We start from the raw sequence: 22038 nt of genomic DNA, 5'->3' as shown, positions 1-22038 counted from the left end.
GCCCCCGAAGCGGCGGCCGGGGCTGTGAGTCGGGCCCCGGAGCGGAGGCCGGGGCTGTGGGCTCGGCCAGGAGCAGAGGCAGTAGGGCTGTGAGCCGGCTCCGGAACCGAGGGCATGGAGCCGGCTGTGCGGTCGGCCCCCGCGGCGCGGATTCACGGCGCGGTGTGAGGCCGCGGGCTCGGACGGGAGGTCGGGCGTCGTGCGGACTTCGGGTCTCAGGCGGTGCCGGCGGCGGGGCCGGTGCTGCCCCGCAGTGAGATCGGCGGGGTCAGGAGGTGGTGCCGGGGTGGTGCGCCGGGGTGGTCGAGCCGTTCGACGAGGAGGTCGACGGCGCGGCGGCCCAGCTCCCGCGCCGGCACGTCCGCCGCGGTGAGCTGCGGGGTGACCGTCTCCGCCCACCGGCCGGCGACGACTCCGGTGACGGAGAAGTCGCGTGGCACATGGCGGCCCGCCCCGGCGAGCCCCCGGTACAGACCGCCGAGGGCGGCCTCGTTCAGCGTGACCAGGCCGGTGGTGGCCGGGTCGTCCCGCAGGATCCGCTCCACGCACGCCTGGCCCGACGCGGCGTCGTCCCCGCAGGTGTACGTCCGTACCGTCAGCCCGCGTTCGGCCGCGGCCTTGGTGAAGCCGTCCAGGCCGCGGTGCGCCGACTCGTATCCGGCCCGCAGGAGTTGCTCGGGCCGGTTGACGAGGGCGACCCTGCGGTGGCCGAGGTCGGCGAGGTGGTGGACGCAGGACGCCGCGAGCGCGGTGTGGTCGAGGCTCACCCACCAGCCGCCCTCGGGGCGGGCGGTGCGGCCGATGGTGACGGAGGGGAAGTCCAGGGCGGCCAGGTGGTCGGCCCGGTCGTCCTCCAGCCTGATCTCCATGAGGATGGCGCCGTCGACGCGCCGCTCCCCCAGCATCCGCTGGAACGAGCGGTCGCTGTCGACGCCGCTCGGGGACAGCAGCACGTCGTAGTCGCGGGCGGCGGCGGCTTCCACGACGCTGCCGATGAAATCCAGCTGCATTCCCGTGTAGTGGTCGCCGGCCGGCGGGAAGACGAGGCCGATCGTGCTGGTCCGGCCGTTGGCGAGGGCGCGGGCGCTCGCGTTGGGCCGGTAGCCCAGTTCGTCGATGACCCGCTGGATCTTCCGCCGGGTGCCGTCCGACACGGGGCGTTTGCCGCTCAGCGCGTAGGACACGGTGCTCCGCGAGACACCGGCCCGCCGGGCGATCTCACCGATGTTCACGGATGACTCCTTCGTCGCACCGGTTCGTCCGCGACCGGTCGTCGAACCGGTTCGCGTGAAGTGAACGTAGGAACAAGCCGGGCGGCTGTCAACATCCGCGACAGCACTGTTCCCGCATCTTGCCGAAAGTGCTTCACCACCGGACTCGGCTCGTGTCCGGGGTATTGCTGAGCGATTTTCCCGGGTGCTAGCTTCCAGCGAACCGGTTCGATGAAGTGATCCTTCCGGCGGCCCCGGAACCCTCCTCGCCGACGGCGGCACGCCGATGCGCGACCGGCTCGGCGGGGCCGACCGGAACCCGTTGCTCAAAGGATTGAGGACGCACTCCATGTCATCCGCTGACAGTTCCGCCCGGCGCCGGAAGGCACCGGCCGCCGTGGTCCTGGCCCTCGGCGCGGGGGTGCTGGCCGCCCCGGCCGTCCCCGCGCAGGCGGCCGGCGCGCCCCCGCCCACGGTCCGCTACACCTTCGACCAGGACGACCTCGCCTCGGGAAGGATCGTCGACAGCTCCGGCAACGGCCTGACGGCGAGCCTGGTGAACGGGGCCACCGCACGGTCGGTCGAGGGCGCGGACGGCGGCAGGGCGCTCGCCCTGCCCGGCGGCGCGCCCACCTCCGACGGGGCGTACGTCCGGTTGCCGCGCGAGGTGCTCGCGGACGCCACCGACCTGACGGTGTCCGCCCGGGTGCAGTGGGGGGACGACCGGTCGCCCTGGCAGCGGATCTTCGATCTCGGCACCGGAACCGGCAAGTACCTGTTCACCACCCCGTCCCACGACGGTGGCGTCCTGCGCACGGCGGTGACCACCGGCGGAGGGGGCGGAGAGGCCCGGGTCTCCGGGTACGCGGCGCTGCCGGCCGGCGCCTGGCGGACGGTCACCGTCACTCTCGACGCCTCCGCAGGCCGGGTCACGACCTATCTCGACGGTGTGGCGGTGTCCTCCGCCGCGACGACCGTCAAGGCCGGTGACCTGCTGGAGGGTTCGGCCGCGGCCGCCGGATACATCGGCAAGTCCTTCTACCCGGACCCGCTGTTCAAGGGCGCGATCGACGACTTCACGGTCTGGCACGAGGCGCTCACCCCCGAGCAGGTCGCCGGCACGGTCGCGAACCCGCCCGAGCTACGGGAGCTCTCGCGGACGTCGTTCGCGGTCCGTACGACGGCCGGTACGGCTCCCTCGCTGCCGGCATCGGTCCGTGCGTCCTTCTCCGACGGCTACGACCGTGACACGCCCGTCGTCTGGAACGCCGTGCCGCCGGAGAAGTACGCGCGGCCCGGCACGTTCGGCGTGGCGGGGACGGCGGCGGGGCGGGCGGTGGAGGCGTCCGTCACGGTGGTGCGCGAGGGGCAGTTGACCGTCGACCTCGGCTCGGACACCGGCGCGTTCCACGGCGGCGCGTCCGGCACGCTGTACGGCGTGTACGGGCCGGACGTCCCGACCGGCAACCTCATCGAAGGGATGGGCCTGCGCACGGTCTCCACCAAGGCGCAGGACGGCCCGCAGCATCCGGGGGCGGACGCGCTGGAGGTGGTGAGGCCGCTGGCCGACTCCACCGACGGCGACGTGTACATCTACATGACCGACATCCACCGCGGCTTCCCCTACGAGTGGCCCGGCGGCACCCCCGCGGAGAAGCTGAGGCTCTACCAGGAGAAGATCGCGAAGCAGGTCGACCAGGTCCTGAAGCTGCCGAAGGAGTACCAGGACAACATCGTCTTCGTGCCGTTCAACGAGCCTGAGGGCAACATGTTCGGTACCGGGCAGTGGAGTTACGACAAGGTCAGCTGGCTCGACGACCCCGACGACTACTTCGCCGCCTGGGACAGCTCCTACCGGATCATCAAGGACAGGATGCCGGACGCCCGTATCGCCGGGCCCAACACCAGCATCCTCTACAACCAGGTGAAGGGCTTCCTCTCCCACGCCCTGGCCGCCGGCACCCTCCCGGACGTCATCACCTGGCACGAGCTGAGCCACCCGGAGGCGGTGCGCGACAGCGTCGCCAAGTACCGGGTGTGGGAGCGGGAGTTGTTCGAGGGGACGGACAGGGAAGGCAGCCGGCTGCCCGTCAACATCGACGAGTACGCCTTCAACTACCACACCTCCGTGCCGGGTCAGATGATCCAGTGGGTGTCCGCGATCGAGGAGTCCAAGGTGGACGCCGACATCGCGTACTGGAACATCGACGGCAACCTCTCCGACTCCGCTGTGCAGTCCAACCGCGGCAACGGCCAGTGGTGGCTACTGAACTCGTACGCCTCGATGAGCGGCCACACGGTGCGGGTGACCCCGCCGTTCCCCGGCGAGAACTACACCATGCAGGGCGTGGCCACGCTCGACGCGGCGAAGAGGCAGGCGCGGCTGGTCTTCGGCGGCTCCACCGGCAAGGGGCACATCACCTTCGCGGGCGTTCCGCGCGAGCTGTTCGGTGACCGCGTCCACGCCTGGGTCCGAGAGATCGAGTGGACCGGGCAGGTCGGCGACTCCACCGGCCCGAAGCTGCTCACGGAAACGAACCTGACGGTCAATCAGGAGGGGTCGGTGGCGGTCGACTTCGGAGACGGGGCGCTGCCCGCGCTGGAGGAGTCCTCCGCGTACGAGATCGTCCTCAGCCCTGCCGGTACGGCGAAGGGGACGCAGGCCGCGCCCGTGCGCTGGAAAGGGTCGTACGAGGCGGAGGAGGCCGCCCACACCGGGTCCGGCCATTCGAAGAACGGCCCGGAGGGCTCCCCGCGGGACGTGTCGAAGTTCTACACCTCCGGCGGCTACGACGTGGGGGGCCTGCGCACCGGCTCCGACCTCACGCTCGACTTCGCCGTGGACGTCCCCGAGGACGGCGTGTACGACCTGAGCGTCTTCGCCAACTCCCTCAACACCTATGACAAGGTGGCCGAGCAGGGCCCCACCAACGTGTTCCTGCGGGTGGACGGGCAGGCGGACAGCGAGCAGGAACTGCATCTGCCGCTCGGCTACAAGTGGGTGGTGTGGGACCACACCGACACCAAGGTGCGGCTCACCGAGGGCAGGCACACCCTGACCCTCGCCGCGAGGAGCGCCGACGGGACCCGCGCCACGAAGGGCGACGCCATCGTCGACCGTGTCACCCTCACTCTTCCCGAGGCATCGGCGGGCACGCGGGTGTACGAGGCCGAACTCGCCTGGCTGGAGGGCGGAGCACGGCCCGTCTACGACCTGCCGGAGAAGGCCGACAGGCCCGCCACCGGTTCGGGCGGGGCCCTGATCGCGCGGGACCAGAGCGCCACGTTCTGGGTGTACTCCCCCGCCGACCGCGAGGCGACGCTCCGGGTCGACACCCTGGACGGCAAGGGCGCCCGGCTCTCCGTCAACGGGCAGGACGTGATGCGTCTGGCCAAGAGCAGGACCAGCGTGGCGGTTTCGCTCTCCGGCGGCGTCAACAAGGTGACACTGACGGGAGGTTCGTCCGCCACGCTCGTCGACCGGCTGACGGTCACGCCCACCGACGGCGTGCTCGGCTCACGGACGTACGAGGCTCAGGACGCGCGACTCGCCGGCTCGGCGACGCTGATCCCGCTCTCGCTCGCCACGAAGGGCAGCGCGATCACCGGCGTCGGCGGCGACCCGGGCAACGGCAACACGGCCACGTTCACCGTCACCGCGGACAAGGCCGGTCTGCACGCGCTGCGCATCCGCTACTCCAACCCCGAGCAGTCCCCGGCCACCCACTACAACCCGGACCCACTGGCCCGTTACGCCGACCTCACCGTCAACGGCGGCGCGACACGGCGCGTGGGCTTCCCGCACACCTTCCACCAGAACAACTTCTGGGAGCTGACCGTCCCGGTCCAGCTCGGAAAGGGACGGAACACCCTCGTCCTCCGCGCCGAGGAACCGCCGAACTTCGACGGCACGACGCACGCCTCGGACACCTTCCCCGGAGTCCTGCTCCGCTCCCGCCACGCACCCCTGATCGACCGCATCACGGTCACGCCGTTCGCGAAGGAGGTGCGATGAGGTGATCCGCGCGCACGGCGGCCGTCCTCATCCCTCGCGCAGCGCGGGCCCGAGCGTCTCCAGCAAGGTGTCGCGGACGGCGGCCCACTCCTCGGCGCAGCCCCGTGCACGGGCGAGGGGGAGGACGTCCGGGCGCACCAGGTCCTGATGTCGGCCGGGAGCGGAGCCGTAGAGGTGGCAGAACGCGCTGACGGCACGCTCCCGGTCCGGGGAATGCTCGTCCTCGGCGTCGCCGTCGGCGTTCTCGGCCGCCGCCGCCAGCAGGTTCCACGCATCGGCGGCGGCGCGCAGGCGCCGCTCGCCGGCGGCGCCCTGCCGCAGCAGCATCAGGGCGGCGAACTGGTCGGCGAAGTCCTCCTCCCGGCCCGCCGTCCGCACGCCGAGGGCGTCGACGACGGCATGGGCGGTCTCGTGGAACACCGTCTCCTGGAGCACCGCCGCGACCGCGTCGTCCGTGTCCTGCCGCCCGGCCCGCGCGAACAGGTCCCGTGCCTCGGAGACTTCTTCGTAGCAGATGTCGATCCGGCGGGATTCGGGGTCGTAGGAGGAGCCGTCACCGTCGCAGGACCGGACGACGAGGGGGACCGGCCGGTCCAGCGTGAGGAGGACGGTGACCGCGGCGGCGGCCTGTGTCACCGGTTCGTGCTCCCGCAGGAAGGCGGCGGCCGCCCGGTCGGAGCGGGCCGGTTCCTCGAACCGGACCACGACGGCCGGGTCTTGGGCGCCGGGACCGGACACTTCGGCGTTCCCGCAAGCGGCGCCTCCGGTCAGGGCGGCCAGCGCCACCAGCCATGCGCGCGACCAGGCCGTCAGGGCGGCCCCTCCCTGTGCTCTCGCTCCCGTTCGCACGGCTCCCCCGACTCCCGGTCCCGGACGGTCCGTTCGCTCAGCCGCGCTGTGCGGCGTCGTAGACGGCCTGGGCGGTCTTGTCGAAGGCCGGGCCGTACATCGGGGAGCCGCCGTCGCCCGCGCCGTGGCTGTTGACCGAGACCAGGGTGCCCTTGCCGGTGGCGGAGTCGAAGCCGGCGAGCCAGGGGCCGCCGCTCGCGCCGCCGCCGAGGTCGCAGGGGACGCGCTGCTCGTTCTCGGGCGCGACGGCGGACGTGCCGACGCAGTACAGGAGTTGCTCGCCCCGCTGGGGCGTCGTCCCCGGGTAGCCGAAGGTGACGATCCGCTCGCCGGCCGCGCGGCCGAAGGCGATCTTCTGCTCCCCCACCGCGTCGGTGAGCCGCTTGCCGCCGGCCGGGGTGGCGACGACCATCGCCGCCACGTCGCCGACCGACTTCTCCACCCAGGAGCGCGGTGTCATGGCCGTCTTTACGGCGTAACGGCCGTACGGCGTCTTGCCCTTGGCGTAGCCGGGGGCGAAGACCATGTCGGTGAAGGTGTTGAAGGACGACGAGCCGACGCGTGAGCAGTGGGCGGCGGTCATGATCACCGACCGGTTGCCGCTGGTGACGGAGCTGGCCGTGCACCAGCTGTCGTCGCCGCGCGAGTTGACGAAGAAGAGCCGGCCGATGCTGGGGATCGCCTTGCCGGTCCAGGTCTTGGTGAGCGGCCCGGTGGCGCCCAGGTCGACGGTGCGGCCGGCCTGCGCCATCCGCGCGGGCGTCCAGTACGACAGGGCGGCGGTCTGCTCGGCCGCGGCGTAGGCGACCGTGCTGACCTGCCCGGTTCCGGCGGCGGCCGCTGCCGGCGCGGCCGGGACCGCCAGTGGTCCGGCCAGGGCCAGCAGGGCGGCGGTGGCGACGCCGGAGACGGCGCGGCGGACGCCTCGGGACAGGGTGTGCGGCATGGATGTCCTCTCGGGTGATCAAGATCGTGCGATCACCCGGGAGGACGCGATCCGGGCGGGCGGGGTGCATCCGCCGGGGCTACTTTCGTCGGGGTCACGTGGGGTCGGGGACGAAGAGGCACACACGGTAGGCGGCCGGCGTCGGCGGGCGTCCGCACACCATGTCGATGCGGACCGTGGACATGTCGACCGGTTCCGCTCCCGTGCTCAGCCGGCGCAGAAAGTCGCGCAACTCCGCCGCGTCCAGCGTCTCGAAGACCGCTTCCCAGCGTCCCGGTCCGTCGGTCGCGGATCGTCGCCCGGCGGCTTCCCGCTGTCGCTTCCTCTTCCGTTGTCCCGGCACGGGCCCACCCTGGCCGAACGGAGGGGCAGGGGCAAGGAGAATCCGAGTGTCGACGGCGGGCTGTCCGCTGGCGGGGCCGCTTCGGGGGCGGGACCATGAAGATCTCGTGGGTCTGGTGGTGAGAGGCATGGCGTCTGCGGACCGGCAGGAAACGTTCGGACCGGCGACGTCGGCGAGCGGCGGCCCCGGCGCCGTCGAGCCGACGGACGCGACCGCCGTCGTCACCGCCGCCGGCGAGATCATCGGCTGGACCCCGGGCGTGGAGGAACTCCTCGGGTACGCACCGGAGGAGGTCGTCGGCCGCTCGGGGGCGTTCCTGTTCGCAGGGTCCGAGGACCCCGCCCGGACGGCGAGGATCCTCCAGCGGTGCCGCACGGGACCGGGGTGGAGCGGCGTGACGACGGCCCGCCGCCGCGACGGCCGGACGATCGAGGTCGCCGTGCAGGTCTCCGCCGCGTTCCGGCTGGCCGGCCAGGAGTGCTTCCTCGTCTCCGGCCGGGAGCGGCGGCCGGAGTGGACGATCGGCCAGTCCGTGCTCGACGGGTTCCTGACCCGCTCCCCGATCGGCATGGCGGTCATGAGCCCGGACCTGCGGTACGTCTGGCTGAACGACACCCTGGAACGCTTCGGCGGGGTGCCCCGCGAGCAGCGGATGGGCTGCCGGCTCAGCGAGGTGGTGCCGGGTCTGCAGGCCGAGGCCATCGAGGCGATCATGCGCCAGGTGCTGGACACGCGCGTGCCGGTGGTCGACTACGAGTACCAGGGCTGGAGCTGGGCCGACCCGCACCGCCGGCACGCCTACTCCACCTCCTTCTTCCCGCTGGTGGACGCGCAGGGTGTCATCACCGGCGTGTGCTACATGGTCACGGACGTCACCGACCGCTGGAACGCCCAGCAGCGCCTGGCCCTGATGAACGACGCCGGGGCCGGCATCGGCAGCACCCTCGACGTGATGCGCACGGCCCAGGAGCTCGCCGACGTCACCGTGCCGCGCTTCGCCGACTTCGTCGTCGTCGACCTGCTGGAGTCGGTGCTCAGCGGCGAGCCCGCGGCCCCCGCCACCCTCGGGGACGAGCCGCCCGAGAGCACCCCGAGGATGCGGCGGGCCGGGATGAGGTCGATCCACGAGGGTTGCCCTGAGGCGGTCGTCCAGATCGCAGAACCCGTCGACTTCACCACCCCGCGGTACGACGCCAGCCACATGTTCCACGGCGAGGCCGTGTTCATACCGACCCTCGACCCGCTGGACGAGGCCTGGGCGACCGAGCAGCCGGAGCGGGCCGCCAACATCCGCCGGTTCGGTCTGCACACGCTCATCTCGGTGCCGTTGCGGGCGCGGGAGACGGTCCTGGGCGTGGCGACGTTCATGCGGTCGGAGAACCTGGCCTCCTTCGAGCGGGACGACCTGCTGCTCGCCCAGGAGCTGGTCGCCAGGGCGTCGGTGTGCATCGACAACGCGCGCCGCTACAGTCGGGAACACGCCACGGCCCTCGCCCTGCAGCGCAGCCTGCTGCCGCGGACCCTCGCCGGCAGTCCGGTGCTGGAGGTCGCCTCGGCCTACCTGCCCGCGGACGCGAAGGACGGCGTCGGCGGCGACTGGTTCGACGTACTGCCGCTGTCGGGCGCGCGGATCGCCCTGGTCGTCGGTGACATGGTCGGGCACGGCATCACCGCCGCGGCGGCCATGGGACGGCTGCGCACCGCCGTGCACACGCTCGCCGACATGGACCTGCCGCCGGCGGAGCTGCTGGCCCACCTCGACGACCTGGTGCTGCGCCTGACCGACGACGAGCCCGAGGACGAGCCCACCCGCACCGCCGTGCTCGGCGCGACCTGCCTGTACGCGGTCTACGACCCCGTCACCCGGCACTGCGAACTCGCCCGCGCCGGGCACCCGCCGCCCGTCCTGGTGGGCCCCGACGGGACGGTCAGCTTCCCCGACCTGCCGTTCGGCCCGCCGCTGGGCCTGGGTGGTCTGCCGTTCGAGGCGGCCGATCTGGAGGTGCCCGAGGGGAGCATGATCGGTCTGTACACCGACGGTCTCATCGCGACCTCCGGCCAGGACGTCGACGCCGGGATGGCCCGCCTGGGGCACGCCCTGGCACAGACGGGTCTGGACCTGCGTGAGCTGTGCGACGCGGCGGTGGGACGACTGCTGCCGGGCCCGCAGCCCGACGACGTGGCGCTGCTGCTCGCCCGGCCCCATCCGCTGCCCCCCGAGCAGGTGGTCACCTGGGACGTCCCCGCCGATCCCGCCGCCGTGGCGGCCACCCGGTCCCTCGCCGCGCGCCATCTGGACGGCTGGGGTCTGGGCGAGCTGGTCATGACGACCGAGCTGATCGTCAGCGAGCTGGTCACCAACGCCATCCGCCACGCCACCGGACCCGTCCGGCTCAGGCTGCTGCGCCAGCCGCTCCTGATCGTCGAGGTGTCGGACGCCAGCAGCACGTCGCCGAGGCTGAGGCATCCCCGGACCACCGACGAGGGCGGCCGCGGTCTCTTCCTGGTCGCTCAGCTCGCCCGCCGCTGGGGCACCCGGTACACCGACAACGGCAAGATCATCTGGGCGGAGCAGGACCTCCCGGCCGGCGCAGCCGCGACCGGCCCCCTCAGCTCCGGCCCGCTGCCCGCGAGGCATCCCATGTCCGACGGCGAACCGGCCGCCGCGCTGTAGCCGAGCCGGGCATCGCCGCCCACGTCCGCACGAAGCCGCACGTGAAACGGGCGAACCGCGCATTGATGGGATTCATTCAAGGGCAGGCGCGATACAAGTAAGGGCGCACCCGGAGAGCCGAGTGCCCATTTTCAGGGCTTTTCCTGTCGGACATCTAGACAGCCCGCCCGCGCCACCCCTATAAACATCCCATCTCTCCGCGGGCGACATCCCACCGTCGCACCGTGCACCACGCCGCTTCGGGACCAGCGCGAGGAAGTACCGATGAGACTCAGAACAGTCCTCTGCTCCACCGCCTCCGTAGTCTCCGCCCTGGCGCTGCTCAGCGCCTGCGCCGGCGGCTCCCCGACCGCGTCGTCGGGCGAGCCGCTCGTGGGCGTCGACTACCCGCGGTCCGACACCGACTTCTGGAACTCGTACATCAAGTACACGCCCCAGTTCGCCAAGGAGCTGGGCCTGAACCTGAAGACCACCAACTCGCAGAACGACGTCGCCAAGCTGACCGCCAACGCCCAGACGTTCATCAGTCAGGGCGTCAAGGGCGTGGCGATGGCCCCGCAGGACACCGCCGCCATCGCGCCGACCCTCGCGCAGCTGGAGGCGAAGAAGATCCCGGTGGTCACGGTGGACACCCGCCCCGACACCGGCAAGGTCTACATGGTCGTACGCGCCGACAACCGCGCCTACGGCGAGAAGGCCTGCCGGTTCCTCGGCACGAAGCTGGGCGGCAAGGGCAAGGTCGTCATGCTCCAGGGCGACCTCGCGTCCGTCAACGGCCGTGACCGCACCGAGGCGTTCAACGACTGCATGAAGAAGAACTACCCGGACATCAAGGTGTTCGGCGAGGCCACCAACTGGGACGGGGCCGTCGCCGCGCAGAAGCTCCAGACCGACCTGACGGCCCACCCGGACATCAAGGGCGTCTACATGCAGTCCAGCTTCGCCCTGTCCGGCACCCTCCAGGTGCTCAAGCAGAAGGGCCTGCTGGTCGGGCCGCGGGACGAGAAGCACGTGTTCGTGGTCTCCAACGACGGCATCCCCGAAGAGCTGAAGGACATCGCCGCGGGCAAGATCGACGCCACCGTGTCCCAGCCGGCCGACCTCTACGCCAAGTACGCCCTGTACTACCTGAAGGCGGCGATCGGCGGCAAGACGTTCCAGCCCGGCAGGACCGACCACGACAGCACCATCATCGAGGTCCGTGACGGCCTGCTGGAGGACCAGCTCTCCGCGCCGCTCGTGACGGCCGACGGCGCCACCTACGGCGGGGTCGCCAGCCTCAAGAGCGACGACAAGTCCCTGTGGGGCGGCAACCTCGGCTGACCCGCCCCCATCGGGCAGCCAACGGCTATGGAGGACAAGGCGGTTGAGATGAGCGACGGGGAGCGGGAAGTCACCCCCGCGTCCGCCCCGGCGGACGGCGGACGGGCCCCTGCGGACCCGCCTGTCGTCGAGGCGGCGGGCATAGTCAAACGATTCGGTCCGACGGTGGCCCTGAACGGCGCCCGGATCACCATCAGGCTCGGCGAGACCCACGCACTCGTCGGCCGCAACGGGGCCGGCAAGTCGACCCTGGTGTCCGTGCTCACCGGCCTCCAGGCCCCCGACGAGGGCACGGTCTCCTTCGGCGGCGTCCCGGCGCCGCGGCTCGCCGACCGCGACGGCTGGCGGCGACGGGTGGCGTGCGTCTACCAGAAGTCCACCGTCATCCCCACGCTGACCGTCGCCGAGAACCTCTTCCTGAACCGGCACGACCACGGCCGCGGCCGCCTGATCAGCTGGCGGGGCGTACGCGGCCGCGCCCGGGACCTGCTGGCCGCATGGTCGGTGGACGTCGACCCGCAGACGCTCGCCGGCGATCTGGACGTGGAGCAGCGGCAGTTCGTGGAGATCGCCCGGGCGTTGTCCTTCGGGGCGCGGTTCATCATCCTCGACGAGCCGACGGCGCAGCTCGACGCGGCGGCCATCAACCGCCTCTTCGACCGCATCCGCGATCTGCAACGCCAGGGCGTCACCTTCCTGTTCATCAGCCATCACCTCCAGGAGGTCTACGAGATCTGCGACATGGTGACGGTGTTCCGCGACGCCCGGCACATCGTGACCGCGCCGGTCGCGCAGCTGCCCCGCACGGACCTGGTCGCCGCGATGACCGGCGAGGCGGCCGCCGGCCGGCGCGAGGACCGGGCGAGCAGTCATGTGCCCGCCGTCGGAACCGCGCTGAGCGTGCGCGGGCTGACCGGCGAGTCCTACGGCGACGTCGGCTTCCGGGTCGGCGCCGGTGAGATCGTCGGGCTGGCGGGGGCGGCCGGCAGCGGACGCACCGAGGTCGCCGAGACCGTCGTGGGGCTGCGTTCGGCGGCGGCGGGCGAGGTGGAGATCGCGGGGACGCGGCCCCGGCCGGGCAGTGTGCCCGCCGCGCTCGCGGCCGGGGCGGGATTCGTCCCGCAGGACCGGCACCACCAGGGCTTCGTCCCCGACATGTCGATCGCGGACAACGCCACGCTGTCCGTGCCGAAGCGGCTGGGCCGGGGCGGGCTGCTGGACCGCGGCCGCCGGGACCGGCTCGCCGAGGTCATGATCGAGAAGCTGGCGATCAAGACGCCCGGTCCCGATCTTCCCGTCTCCGCCCTGTCCGGGGGCAACCAGCAGAAGGTCGTGATGGCCCGGGCTCTCGCCGACGACCCCCGTCTGCTGGTCCTGATCAGTCCCACCGCGGGCGTGGACGTGCGCTCCAAGGAGTTCCTCCTCGGCAAGGTCGAGGAGATCGCGGACACCGGGACCGGGGTGCTCATCGCCTCCGACGAACTCGACGACCTGCGTATGTGCGACCGGGTCCTGGTGATGTTCCAGGGCCGGGTGACGACCGAGATGGCCCGCGGCTGGCACGACCACGACCTCGTGGCCGCGATGGAAGGAGTGGACCTGCATGCCTGAGGCAGTGCCTGAAACGGTCCTCGCGCACCCGCCCGCGCCCCCGGCGGCGAAGCCGCGGCTCAAGCGGACCGCGCTGCTGGGCGGCCGGGTGCCGCTGGCCCGGCTGCGCGACCTGGCGCTGGTTCCCGCGATCGTGGTCATCGCGATCGTCGGCCAGATCGTCAACCCGGTCTTCCTTCAGACGGACAACCTCGTCAACGTCCTTCAGACCATGTCGGAGATGGCGCTGCTGGTCCTCGCCCAGACGATGATCCTGATCGTCAGGAAGATGGACCTGTCGCTGGAGTCCACCATGGGCCTCGCGCCCGGAGTGGCGGCCTGGCTGGTGGTCCCGGTCGGCGCAGGACACGGGCTGGGCCTGCTATCCGGAGCGTGGGCCGTCCCCGTGACGCTCGCCGTGGGCGCGCTCGTCGGCGTGCTCAACGCGCTGCTGATCATCCGTTTCGGCCTCAACGGCTTCATCGTCACCCTCGGCATGCTGATCGTGCTGCGCGGCGTCCTCACCGGTGTGTCCGGCGGCCAGACGTTCTTCCAGCTGCCCGAGTCGATGCTGTACCTGGGCACCGCGCAGTGGTTCGGGATGCCGGCGTCGATCTGGATCTGCCTGGCGCTGTTCGCCGTGGCGATCGTGGTGCTCGGCTGGACGAGTTTCGGCCGGTCCCTGTACGCCATCGGCGGCAACGTCGACGCGGCGAAGGCGGCCGGCATCCGCACCGACCGGGTGCTGTGGATCGTCATCGTCACCGGCAGCGTGCTCGCCGCCCTCGCCGGCCTGATGCTCTCCGGACGGCTCGCGTCGGTCGCCTCGGCGCAGGGCAACGGCTACATCTTCACCGTCTTCGCCGCCGCCGTCATCGGCGGGATCAGCCTCAACGGCGGCAAGGGCACCATGTTCGGGGCGTTCAGCGGCATCCTGCTGCTGTTCATGATCCAGAACGTGCTCACCCTGGCCGGCGTTCCCGCCCAATGGATCGGCGCCCTCAACGGCCTGATCATCCTGTTCGCCCTGATGATCTCCCGCATCACCGGCGGCAAGGTCCAGGACTGACCGGGCGGTCCGCGCCCGAGCCGTCTTCCCATGTCCCGTCGCGAGGGGCCGCACGCCCCTCGCCCCTCACAGGAGTTGCCGCCATGTCCTCCGCTGTGTCCCCTCCCCCGGCGTCTGCCCGCATCACCGCCCTGGACGTGCTGGACGTGCGCTTCCCGACGTCCGAGCATCTCGACGGCTCGGACGCGATGAACCCCGAACCGGACTACTCGGCCGCCTACGTCGTCCTGCGCACCGACGCCGGCGACGGTCTTGAGGGCCATGCGCTGGCCTTCACCACCGGCCGGGGCAACGACGCGCAGGCCGCCGCCATCGCCACCCTCGCCCCGCATGTGGTGGGCCTGTCCGTCGAGCAGGTCTGCGCGGACCTCGGCGCGTTCGCGCGCGGTCTCGTCCACGATCCCCAACTGCGGTGGCTGGGGCCGGAGAAGGGCGCCATCCACATGGCGACGGGCGCGGTCGTCAACGCGGCCTGGGACCTCGCCGCCAAGCGGGCCGGAAAGCCGGTCTGGCGCTTCCTCGCCGAGATGACGCCCGAGGAGCTCGTCGCCCAGGTCGACTTCCGGTGGCTGAGCGACGCCCTCACCCCCGAGGACGCGCTGGAGATTTTGCACCGCGCCGAACCGGGCCGCGAACGGCGTACCGGCCTGCTGATCGACGAGGGCTATCCCGCGTACACGACCACCCCGGGCTGGCTCGGCTACTCCGACGAGAAGCTGGCCCGTCTCGCCCGCGAGGCCGTCGCCGACGGCTTCACCCAGATCAAGCTGAAGGTCGGGGCGTCGCTGGCGGACGACACACGTCGTATGCGGGTGGCGCGTGAGGCGGTGGGGCCGGACGTCCGCATCGCCGTCGACGCCAACCAGAGATGGGACGTGGGCCCCGCAGTCGCCTGGATGCGGGAGCTCGCCCCGTACGACCCGTACTGGATCGAGGAGCCCACCTCCCCCGACGACATCCTCGGCCACGCGGCCGTCCGCGAGGCGCTGGCGCCGATCAAGGTCGCCACCGGTGAGCACGTCGCCAACCGGGTCGTCTTCAAGCAGCTGTTGCAGGCGCGCGCCGTGGACGTGGTGCAGATCGACTCGGCCCGGGTGGGCGGCGTCAACGAGAACATCGCGATCCTGCTGCTCGCGGCGAAGTTCGGCGTGCCGGTCTGCCCGCATGCCGGCGGGGTCGGCCTGTGCGAGATGGTGCAGCACCTGTCGATGTTCGACTACGTCGCCGTCACCGGCACCACCGAGGACCGGGTCATCGAGTACGTCGACCATCTGCACGAGCACTTCGTCGACCCGGTGCGCGTCGTCGACGGCCGCTACCTCGCGCCGACGCGGCCCGGGCTGAGCGCGCAGATGCACCCGGAGACGCTGAAGGAGTACCTCTACCCCGACGGCCCGGTCTGGTCCGCCCGTGTCTGAGCCGCTGCCCCTGGTCGACGCCCACCACCATGTGTGGGACCTGGACCGGCGCCCCCAGCCCTGGCTGGACGAGCCCGGCCTCGAACCGATCCGCCGCACCCACGGCATGGGAGACCTGCGGCGGGCCGCGGACCGGCCCCTCGCGGGACGGCGGCTGACCCGGACGGTGCTGGTCCAGTGCGTGACCTCGGTCGCCGAAACGAGGGAACTGCTGGCCCTCGCCGAACGGGACCCGCTGGTCGGCGCGGTCGTCGGCTGGGCGGACCTCACCTCGCCCACGGTCGGCGACGTGCTCGACGAACTGCGTGCCGGGCCCGGCGGCGGGCGGCTGCGGGCCCTGCGCCACCTCGTCCAGGGCGAGTCGGACCCGCAGTGGCTGCAACGGCCGGCCGTCGAACGGGGCCTGCGCGCCGTACGGGAGCGGGGGCTCGGCTACGACGTGCTCATCCGCAGCCACCAGTTCCCGCAGGCCGTCCGCCTCGCCCGACGCTTCCCGGACCTTCCGCTGGTCCTGGACCACGCCGGCAAGCCGCCCGTCGGCCGGTCCTCGCTCACCGAGTGGACGCGGCAGGTGCGCGCACTGGCCGACTGCCCCCAGGTGCGGTGCAAGGTCTCCGGGCTGATCACCGAGGCCGACCACCGCACCTGGACCCTCGACGACATCCGGCCCGTGTGGGACACCCTGCTGGCCGCCTTCGGCCCCGGCCGGCTGATGTTCGGCTCCGACTGGCCCGTGTGCGTCCTCGCCGGCGGCTGGGACCGCTGGGCCGCCGCCGTCGAGGAACTGCTGCACGACTGCTCCGCCGACGAGGCCGGGATGATCCTGGCCGGCGCCGCGACCGATTTCTACCGTCTGAAGGACGCACCGTGCTCCTGACCGAACTGCTGCACCCCGGCATCCTCGAAGCGCTCGCGGGAGCGGGGCACGGCGCCCGCGTCCTGCTCGCCGACGGGCACTACCCCGCGAGCACCGCCGTCGGGGAGCGGGCGCGGACCGTCCACCTCAACCTCTGCCCCGGCGTCCTCGACGTCACCACCGTCCTCGGGGTGCTGCTGCGGGCCCTGCCCGTGGAGTCGGCGCAGGTGATGGTGCCGCCCGAGGGCGAGCCGGAACCGCCCGCCGTCGCCGAGTACCGCTCGCTGCTCGCGCCCGTCGCCGTCGACGCTCTCGGCCGCTTCGCGTTCTACGACGCGGCCCGCTCACCCGACCTGGCCCTGGCGATCGTCACGGCCGACACACGGACCTACGCCAACCTGCTGCTGACCATCGGCGTCCGCGCTGAAGGGACCCTGACCCCGCGATGACACTCGCCGTCCGCTACACCCGCGCCCGCACCCTGGACACCGCGCCCGCGCTCAGCGCGCCGCCCGGTCCCGGCGAGGTGGAGCTCGCTCCCGCCTACGTCGGCATCTGCGGTACCGACCTGCACATCTTCCACGGCGACATGGACGCCCGGGTCGCCGCGCCCGCCGTCCTCGGGCACGAGATGTCCGGCCGGGTCGTCCGGGTCGGACCCGGCGTCGAAGGATGGCGGCCCGGTGACGCGGTCACCGTGATGCCGCTGCGCTGGGACGGCTCCTGCCCCGCCTGCCGGGCGGGTCATCGCCACATCTGCCGGCACCTGGACTTCATCGGCATCGACTCCCCCGGCGCCATGCAGCAGCGGTGGGTTGCCCCCGCATCCACCCTGGTGCGGCTGCCCGACTCCCTGCCCCTGGACCAAGGCGCCCTGGTCGAGCCCACGGCGGTCGCGGTGCACGACGTGGGCCGGGCCGGGGTGCGCGACGGCGAGCGGGTCGTCGTGGTCGGCGGCGGCCCGGTCGGCGTCCTCATCGCGCTGGTGGCGCGGGCCGCCGGCGCCGACGTCCGCGTGGTCGAACTCAACGCCCATCGGCGACTGCTCGCCGGGGACCTCGGCCTGACCGCCTGGGACCCGGCCTCCCACGACATCCCCGAACTCGTCGCCCGGTGGACCGGCGACGCGGGCGCGGACGTCGCCTTCGAGGTGTCCGGCGCGGCGGGCGGCGTGGACACCGCGGTCGAAGTCCTCGGCGCGCGCGGCCGGTTGTGCCTGGTCGCCATCCACCCCAGGCCCCGCGAGGTGAACCTGCACCGCTTCTTCTGGCGTGAACTCACCCTCGTCGGGGCCCGGTTGTACGACCGGGACGACTTCGAGGAGGCGGTCGCCCTGGTGGCCGACGGAACCGTCCCCGCCCAGCGCCTGATCAGCAAGGTCGTGCCCCTCACCCAGGCGTCCGCCGCGTTCGAGGCGCTGGAGAGCGGCGGCGACGTGATGAAGATCCTGCTCGACTGCGCCACCGTCCCGCAGGGAGCCGCCGTATGAACGCCTTCGACCTCACCGGCAGGCTCGCCGTCGTCACCGGCGCCCGGCGCGGGATCGGCCGGGCCATGGCCCGCGCGCTCGCGGAGGCCGGCGCGGACGTCATCGGCGTCAGCGCCTCGCTGGAGGAGTCCGGCAGCGAGGTGGAGAAGGACGTCACCGCCGCCGGCCGTGCCTTCGAGGCGATCCGCGCCGACTTCGCCGACCCCGACGCCGTCCGCGCCCTCGGTGCCGAACTCGCCGCGCGGGACCGCCCGGTGGACATCCTCGTCAACAACGCCGGCACGATCCGCCGCGCACCGGCCGTCGAACACAGCGACGCCGACTGGGAGTCGGTGCTCCAGGTCAATCTGAGCGCACAGTTCGCCCTCACCCGTGCGGTCGGGGCGGGCATGGTCGCCCGCGGACACGGCAAGATCGTCTTCACCGCATCGCTGCTCAGCTTCCAGGGCGGCATCACCGTCCCCGGCTACACCGCCGCCAAGCACGGCGTCGCCGGACTCACCAAGGCACTCGCCAACGAGTGGGCGCCGCACGGCGTCAACGTCAACGCCATCGCCCCCGGATACATCGCCACCGACAACACCCGGGCGCTGCGGGACGACCCTGCCCGCAGCAAGGCCATCCTCGACCGCATCCCGGCCGCCCGGTGGGGCAACGCCGACGACCTCGCCGGCGCCACCGTGTTCCTCGCCTCCAGCGCGGCCGACTACGTCCACGGCGCCGTCATCCCGGTCGACGGCGGATGGCTCGGCCGATGAGCGGCGCCGGCATGACGGCCGTACTGGCGGGGTCCCGGCTGCTGCCCGTGCTGACGGTCGCCTCCGCCGCGAGCGCCGGTCCGCTGGCCGACGCGCTCGCGGAGGGCGGCGCCCGGTGTGCCGAGGTCACCCTCCGCACGCCCGATGCCGAACAGGTCCTCAAGGCGATGGGGGCGCACGGCGCTCTGACCGTCGGAGCCGGCACCGTGCTCACACCGGACCAGGCCGAGCGAGCCGTGGCGGCCGGTGCGCGGTTCCTCGTCTCGCCCGGCTTCGACGCCGAAGTGGTCGACAAGGCAAGGGAGTTGGGGGTGCCGGTCGTGCCCGGCGTGGCGACGGCGACCGAGTTGATGTGTGCGTTGAAGGCGGGCCTGGACACGGTCAAGCTGTTCCCCGCCGAACCGCTCGGCGGCACCCGGACGCTCCGGGCCCTCGCGGCGCCCTTCCCACAGGCTCGGTTCGTGCCCACCGGCGGCATCGGCCCCGACCGGTTGGCCTCCTACCTGGCCCACCCGGCGGTCCTGGCCGTGGGCGGCAGCTGGATGGCGGCCGCCGGCCACCTGGAGCGCGGTGAGTACGCCGAGATCCGCCGGCTGACCGCCGAGGCCGTGGAGAGGAGCGCTCCGTGACCGACGTGATCGCCCTGGGCGAGGTGATGCTGCGCTTCGACCCCGGAGAGGGACGCATCCGCACCACCCGCTCCTTCCAAGTCTGGGAGGGCGGCGGGGAGTACAACGTCGTACGGGGACTGCGCCGTTGCTTCGGGTGGCGTACCGCCGTGGTGACCGCGCTCGTCGACAACGCGGTGGGCCGGCTCGTCGAGGACCTCGTCCTCCAGGGCGGTGTCGACACCTCGCTGATCCGCTGGACGCCCGACGACGGCGCCGGCCGCACCGTGCGCAACGGACTCAACTTCGTCGAGCGCGGCTACGGCGTCCGGGGCGCGCTCGGCGTCAGCGACCGGGCGAACACCGCCGTGTCCCGGCTGCGCGAGGGGGACGTCGACTGGGACGCCGTCTTCTCCGGCCCGGTGCGCTGGTTCCACACCGGGGGCGTGTTCGCCGGCCTGTCGGACACCACCGCCGACGTCGCCGAAGAGGCGATGGCCGCCGCCCGCCGCCATGGGGTGACGGTCTCCTACGACCCCAACTACCGCCCGAGTCTGTGGGCCGGCCGGGGCGGGGCCGACCGTGCCCGCGAGACGGACCTGCGGCTCGCCCGGCACGCCGACGTCGTCGTGGGCGCCCTGGGTCTCACGGGCGCCGGGCCTGACGCGGGCCGTCCGACTCGGGACGAGGTGCCCGACGCGCTGACCGAGGTCGCCGGTCTGCTGCCGGGTGCCGGGGTGCTGGCGACGACCCTGCGCGAGGTCCCCTCCGCCGGGGTCAACGACTGGTCGTCGGCCGCCTGGTCCGCCGCGACCGGCGTGGTGACCGGCCCCCTCATGCCCGGCCTGCAGGTCCTGGACCGCATAGGCTCGGGAGACGGGTTCGCCGCCGGGCTCATCCACGGTCTGCTCACCGGCGCCGGCCTGGAGCGCGCCCTCGCCTACGGCACCGCGCACGGCGCACTCACCATGACCACGCCCGGGGACGTCTCCATGGCCACCCTCGACGAGGTCGAGGCGCTGGCCGCGGGCGCCACGGCCCACGTCCGACGCTGACCGGACCTGCACCCGGGACCCGCACCCTCACCCTCACCCGCACGACCGAGGAGAACGTCTTGCACCACCGGAAGATCCGCGGCACGGCGGTCACCGTCTCCGAACTCGGCTTCGGCGGGTCGGTGATCGGCAACCTGTACCGCGTCACGCCGGCCGAGGAGGCGGCCGCCGCCGTCGACGCGGCCTGGGACGCCGGCATCCGCTACTTCGACACCGCGCCGCACTACGGCCTCGGCCTGTCCGAACGGCGTCTCGGCGCCGCCCTGCGCGGCCGGCCCCGCGGCGAGTACACCGTCTCCTCCAAGGTGGGCCGGCTCCTCGTCCCCAACGAACAGCCCCGGGGCGTGGACAGCGAGGGTTTCGCCGTCCGCGACGACCTGTGCCGCCGGTGGGACTTCAGCCGCGACGGTGTGCTGCGCTCACTCGACGACACGCTGGAACGCACCGGCCTGGACCGGATCGACGTCGTCTACCTGCACGATCCGGACGACCACTGGCGGCAGGCCGCCGACGAGGCGATGCCCGCCCTCGCCGAACTCCGCGACCAGGGCGTCGTCGGCGCGATCGGCGCGGGCATGAACCAGTCCGCCATGCTCGCCCGCTTCCTGCGGGAGACGGCCGCCGACGTCGTCATGCTGGCCGGCCGCTACACCCTGCTCGACCAGTCCGCCCTGGACGACGTCCTCCCCGCCGCACAGGAGCACGGCAAGAGCGTCGTCGCGGCCGGCGTCTTCAACTCCGGTCTGCTCTCCCAGGACCGGCCCGCCGAGGGCATGAAGTACGACTACCGGGACGCCCCGTCCGGACTCGTCGCGCGGGCCCGCGCGCTCGCCGAGGTCTGCGAGGCGCACGGCACCACCCTTCCCGCGGCCGCCATCGCCTTCCCATGGACGCACCCCGCCGTCGTCGACGTCACCCTCGGCATGCGCGATCCCGGCGAGGTCGCCCGCAACGCACGGCTCCACCGCGACGCGGTCCCCGACGCGCTGTGGGACGACCTGCGCGACCGGGGACTGATCAGGGCCGACGTGCCCGCCGGGAGGAGCACCCCGTGTCCCTGACCGACAAGGCGATCACGAGGATCCGCGAGCTCATCGCCACCGGCGCGCTGCCCCCGGGTTCCAAACTGCCCCCGGAGCAGGAGCTGGCCGCTCAGCTCGGCCTCTCCCGCAACCTCGCGCGGGAGGCGGTGAAGGCCCTTTCCGTGGCCCGTGTGCTGGACGTCAGACGCGGCGACGGCACCTATGTCACCAGCCTCCAGCCGAGCCTGCTCCTGGAGGGCCTCGGCGGCGCGGTCGAACTCCTCCAGGGAGACCCCGGCGCGGTGCTGGACCTCATGGAGGTACGGCGGCTGCTGGAGCCCGCCGTCGCGGCGCTGGCCGTCGCCCGGATCTCGGACGACGGGCTGGCCGAGGTGGGACGGCACCTGGACGCCATGCGGGCGGCGCGCGACGACATCGAGCGGCTGACCGTCCACGACGCGGCGTTCCACCGGGCCATCGCGGACATCACCGGCAACGAGACGCTGATCATGCTGCTGGAGGGCATCGCGGGGCGCACCCTGCGGGCCAGGACCTGGCGCGGCCTGGTGGACGCCCGCGCCGCGGGACGCACCCTCGCCGAGCATGAGGCGATCTACGCGGCGCTGGCCGCGCGGGACGCCGGCCTCAGTCATGCCGCCGCGCTGCTGCACGTCAGCAACACCGAGCAGTGGCTGCGGGAGCACCTGGCGGCCGGCGGCGCGCGGCGCGAGACGGCCGCCGCGTCCGGGTCGCCCTCGTGACACCGGGCCGCCGTACGCCGCTCGGCAGGGCGGCCTCCGATCCGCGCCGGG

18 protein-coding genes are annotated in these 22038 nt (G+C 72.7%); 14 read left to right on the top strand and 4 right to left on the bottom strand.

The features are described 5' to 3' along the window. Positions 1–215: 215 nt before the first annotated feature. Entirely contained in the window at positions 216–1232 is a 1017-nt protein-coding gene (locus tag EV567_RS14920; protein WP_130440125.1) for a LacI family DNA-binding transcriptional regulator, read from the bottom strand. 328 nt (positions 1233–1560) lie between these two features. Here EV567_RS14920 and EV567_RS14915 point away from each other — a divergent pair, with 328 nt between their 5' ends. Then, complete coding sequence (locus EV567_RS14915; RefSeq protein ID WP_130440123.1) at positions 1561–5226, top strand: LamG-like jellyroll fold domain-containing protein; 3666 nt, start codon at positions 1561–1563, stop codon at positions 5224–5226. 27 nt (positions 5227–5253) lie between these two features. Here the strand turns inward: EV567_RS14915 and EV567_RS14910 are convergent, their stop codons facing one another. The 3 genes from EV567_RS14910 to EV567_RS14900 form a co-directional block, all read right to left on the bottom strand. Next, positions 5254–6075, bottom strand: coding sequence for a DUF4344 domain-containing metallopeptidase (locus EV567_RS14910; protein WP_130440121.1), 822 nt, complete (start codon positions 6073–6075; stop codon positions 5254–5256). Positions 6076–6112: 37 nt separating this feature from the next. Next, entirely contained in the window at positions 6113–7021 is a 909-nt protein-coding gene (locus EV567_RS14905) for a serine protease (protein ID WP_130440119.1), read from the bottom strand. A 94-nt stretch (positions 7022–7115) separates the two neighbouring features. Next, positions 7116–7364 (bottom strand): hypothetical protein, encoded by a 249-nt coding sequence (locus EV567_RS14900; protein ID WP_130440117.1) that lies wholly within the window; start codon positions 7362–7364, stop codon positions 7116–7118. Between the two features lie 127 nt (positions 7365–7491). On the opposite strand from EV567_RS14900, the gene EV567_RS14895 reads away from it, so the two are divergent. The 13 genes from EV567_RS14895 (at position 7492) to EV567_RS14835 (ending at position 21987) form a co-directional block, all read left to right on the top strand. Further along, positions 7492–10038, top strand: coding sequence for a SpoIIE family protein phosphatase (locus EV567_RS14895; RefSeq protein WP_130440115.1), 2547 nt, complete (start codon positions 7492–7494; stop codon positions 10036–10038). A gap of 264 nt (positions 10039–10302) precedes the next feature. Then, on the top strand, positions 10303–11361 hold the full coding sequence (locus tag EV567_RS14890; protein WP_130440113.1) for a sugar ABC transporter substrate-binding protein: 1059 nt from the start codon (positions 10303–10305) through the stop codon (positions 11359–11361). Positions 11362–11409: 48 nt separating this feature from the next. Next, a complete protein-coding gene (locus EV567_RS14885; RefSeq protein WP_130440111.1) occupies positions 11410–12972 on the top strand; it encodes a sugar ABC transporter ATP-binding protein in 1563 nt (520 codons plus the stop codon). Positions 12973–12976: 4 nt separating this feature from the next. Continuing rightward, positions 12977–14020, top strand: coding sequence for an ABC transporter permease (locus EV567_RS14880; protein WP_130440652.1), 1044 nt, complete (start codon positions 12977–12979; stop codon positions 14018–14020). Between the two features lie 83 nt (positions 14021–14103). Beyond that, positions 14104–15438: an L-fuconate dehydratase gene (locus EV567_RS14875; protein ID WP_130440109.1), complete on the top strand. Its 1335-nt coding sequence runs from the start codon at positions 14104–14106 to the stop codon at positions 15436–15438. Beyond that, positions 15431–16315: an amidohydrolase gene (locus tag EV567_RS14870; protein WP_130440107.1), complete on the top strand. Its 885-nt coding sequence runs from the start codon at positions 15431–15433 to the stop codon at positions 16313–16315. The genes EV567_RS14875 and EV567_RS14870 overlap by 8 nt, the downstream gene beginning before the upstream one ends. Beyond that, positions 16306–16743 carry an RbsD/FucU domain-containing protein gene (locus EV567_RS14865; RefSeq protein ID WP_130440105.1) on the top strand — a complete coding sequence of 146 codons (438 nt, stop codon included), beginning with the start codon at positions 16306–16308 and terminating at the stop codon, positions 16741–16743. Before EV567_RS14870 ends, EV567_RS14865 begins: the two co-directional genes overlap by 10 nt. After that, the gene (locus EV567_RS14860) at positions 16740–17783 is read left to right on the top strand and encodes a zinc-binding dehydrogenase (protein ID WP_130440103.1); all 1044 of its coding nucleotides are present in this window, start codon (positions 16740–16742) and stop codon (positions 17781–17783) included. Before EV567_RS14865 ends, EV567_RS14860 begins: the two co-directional genes overlap by 4 nt. Beyond that, positions 17780–18541 (top strand): 2-dehydro-3-deoxy-D-gluconate 5-dehydrogenase KduD, encoded by a 762-nt coding sequence (kduD, locus tag EV567_RS14855; RefSeq protein WP_130440101.1) that lies wholly within the window; start codon positions 17780–17782, stop codon positions 18539–18541. The genes EV567_RS14860 and kduD overlap by 4 nt, the downstream gene beginning before the upstream one ends. An 11-nt stretch (positions 18542–18552) precedes the next feature. Continuing rightward, the gene (locus tag EV567_RS14850) at positions 18553–19170 is read left to right on the top strand and encodes a bifunctional 4-hydroxy-2-oxoglutarate aldolase/2-dehydro-3-deoxy-phosphogluconate aldolase (protein WP_242620814.1); all 618 of its coding nucleotides are present in this window, start codon (positions 18553–18555) and stop codon (positions 19168–19170) included. Continuing rightward, positions 19167–20204, top strand: coding sequence for a sugar kinase (locus tag EV567_RS14845; protein WP_130440097.1), 1038 nt, complete (start codon positions 19167–19169; stop codon positions 20202–20204). Before EV567_RS14850 ends, EV567_RS14845 begins: the two co-directional genes overlap by 4 nt. A gap of 59 nt (positions 20205–20263) precedes the next feature. Further along, positions 20264–21265, top strand: coding sequence for an aldo/keto reductase (locus EV567_RS14840; protein ID WP_130440095.1), 1002 nt, complete (start codon positions 20264–20266; stop codon positions 21263–21265). Further along, positions 21256–21987, top strand: a complete 732-nt coding sequence (locus tag EV567_RS14835) for a FadR/GntR family transcriptional regulator (protein ID WP_130440093.1) — start codon at positions 21256–21258, stop codon at positions 21985–21987. The genes EV567_RS14840 and EV567_RS14835 overlap by 10 nt, the downstream gene beginning before the upstream one ends. Positions 21988–22038: the final 51 nt, after the last annotated feature.

Origin of the sequence: Streptomyces sp. BK239 (assembly GCF_004217285.1) — a bacterium.
Classification (GTDB): Bacteria; Actinomycetota; Actinomycetes; order Streptomycetales; family Streptomycetaceae; genus Streptomyces.
Note: the sequence above shows the minus strand (reverse complement) of the source record. Positions and strands in the feature narration are given on the sequence as shown.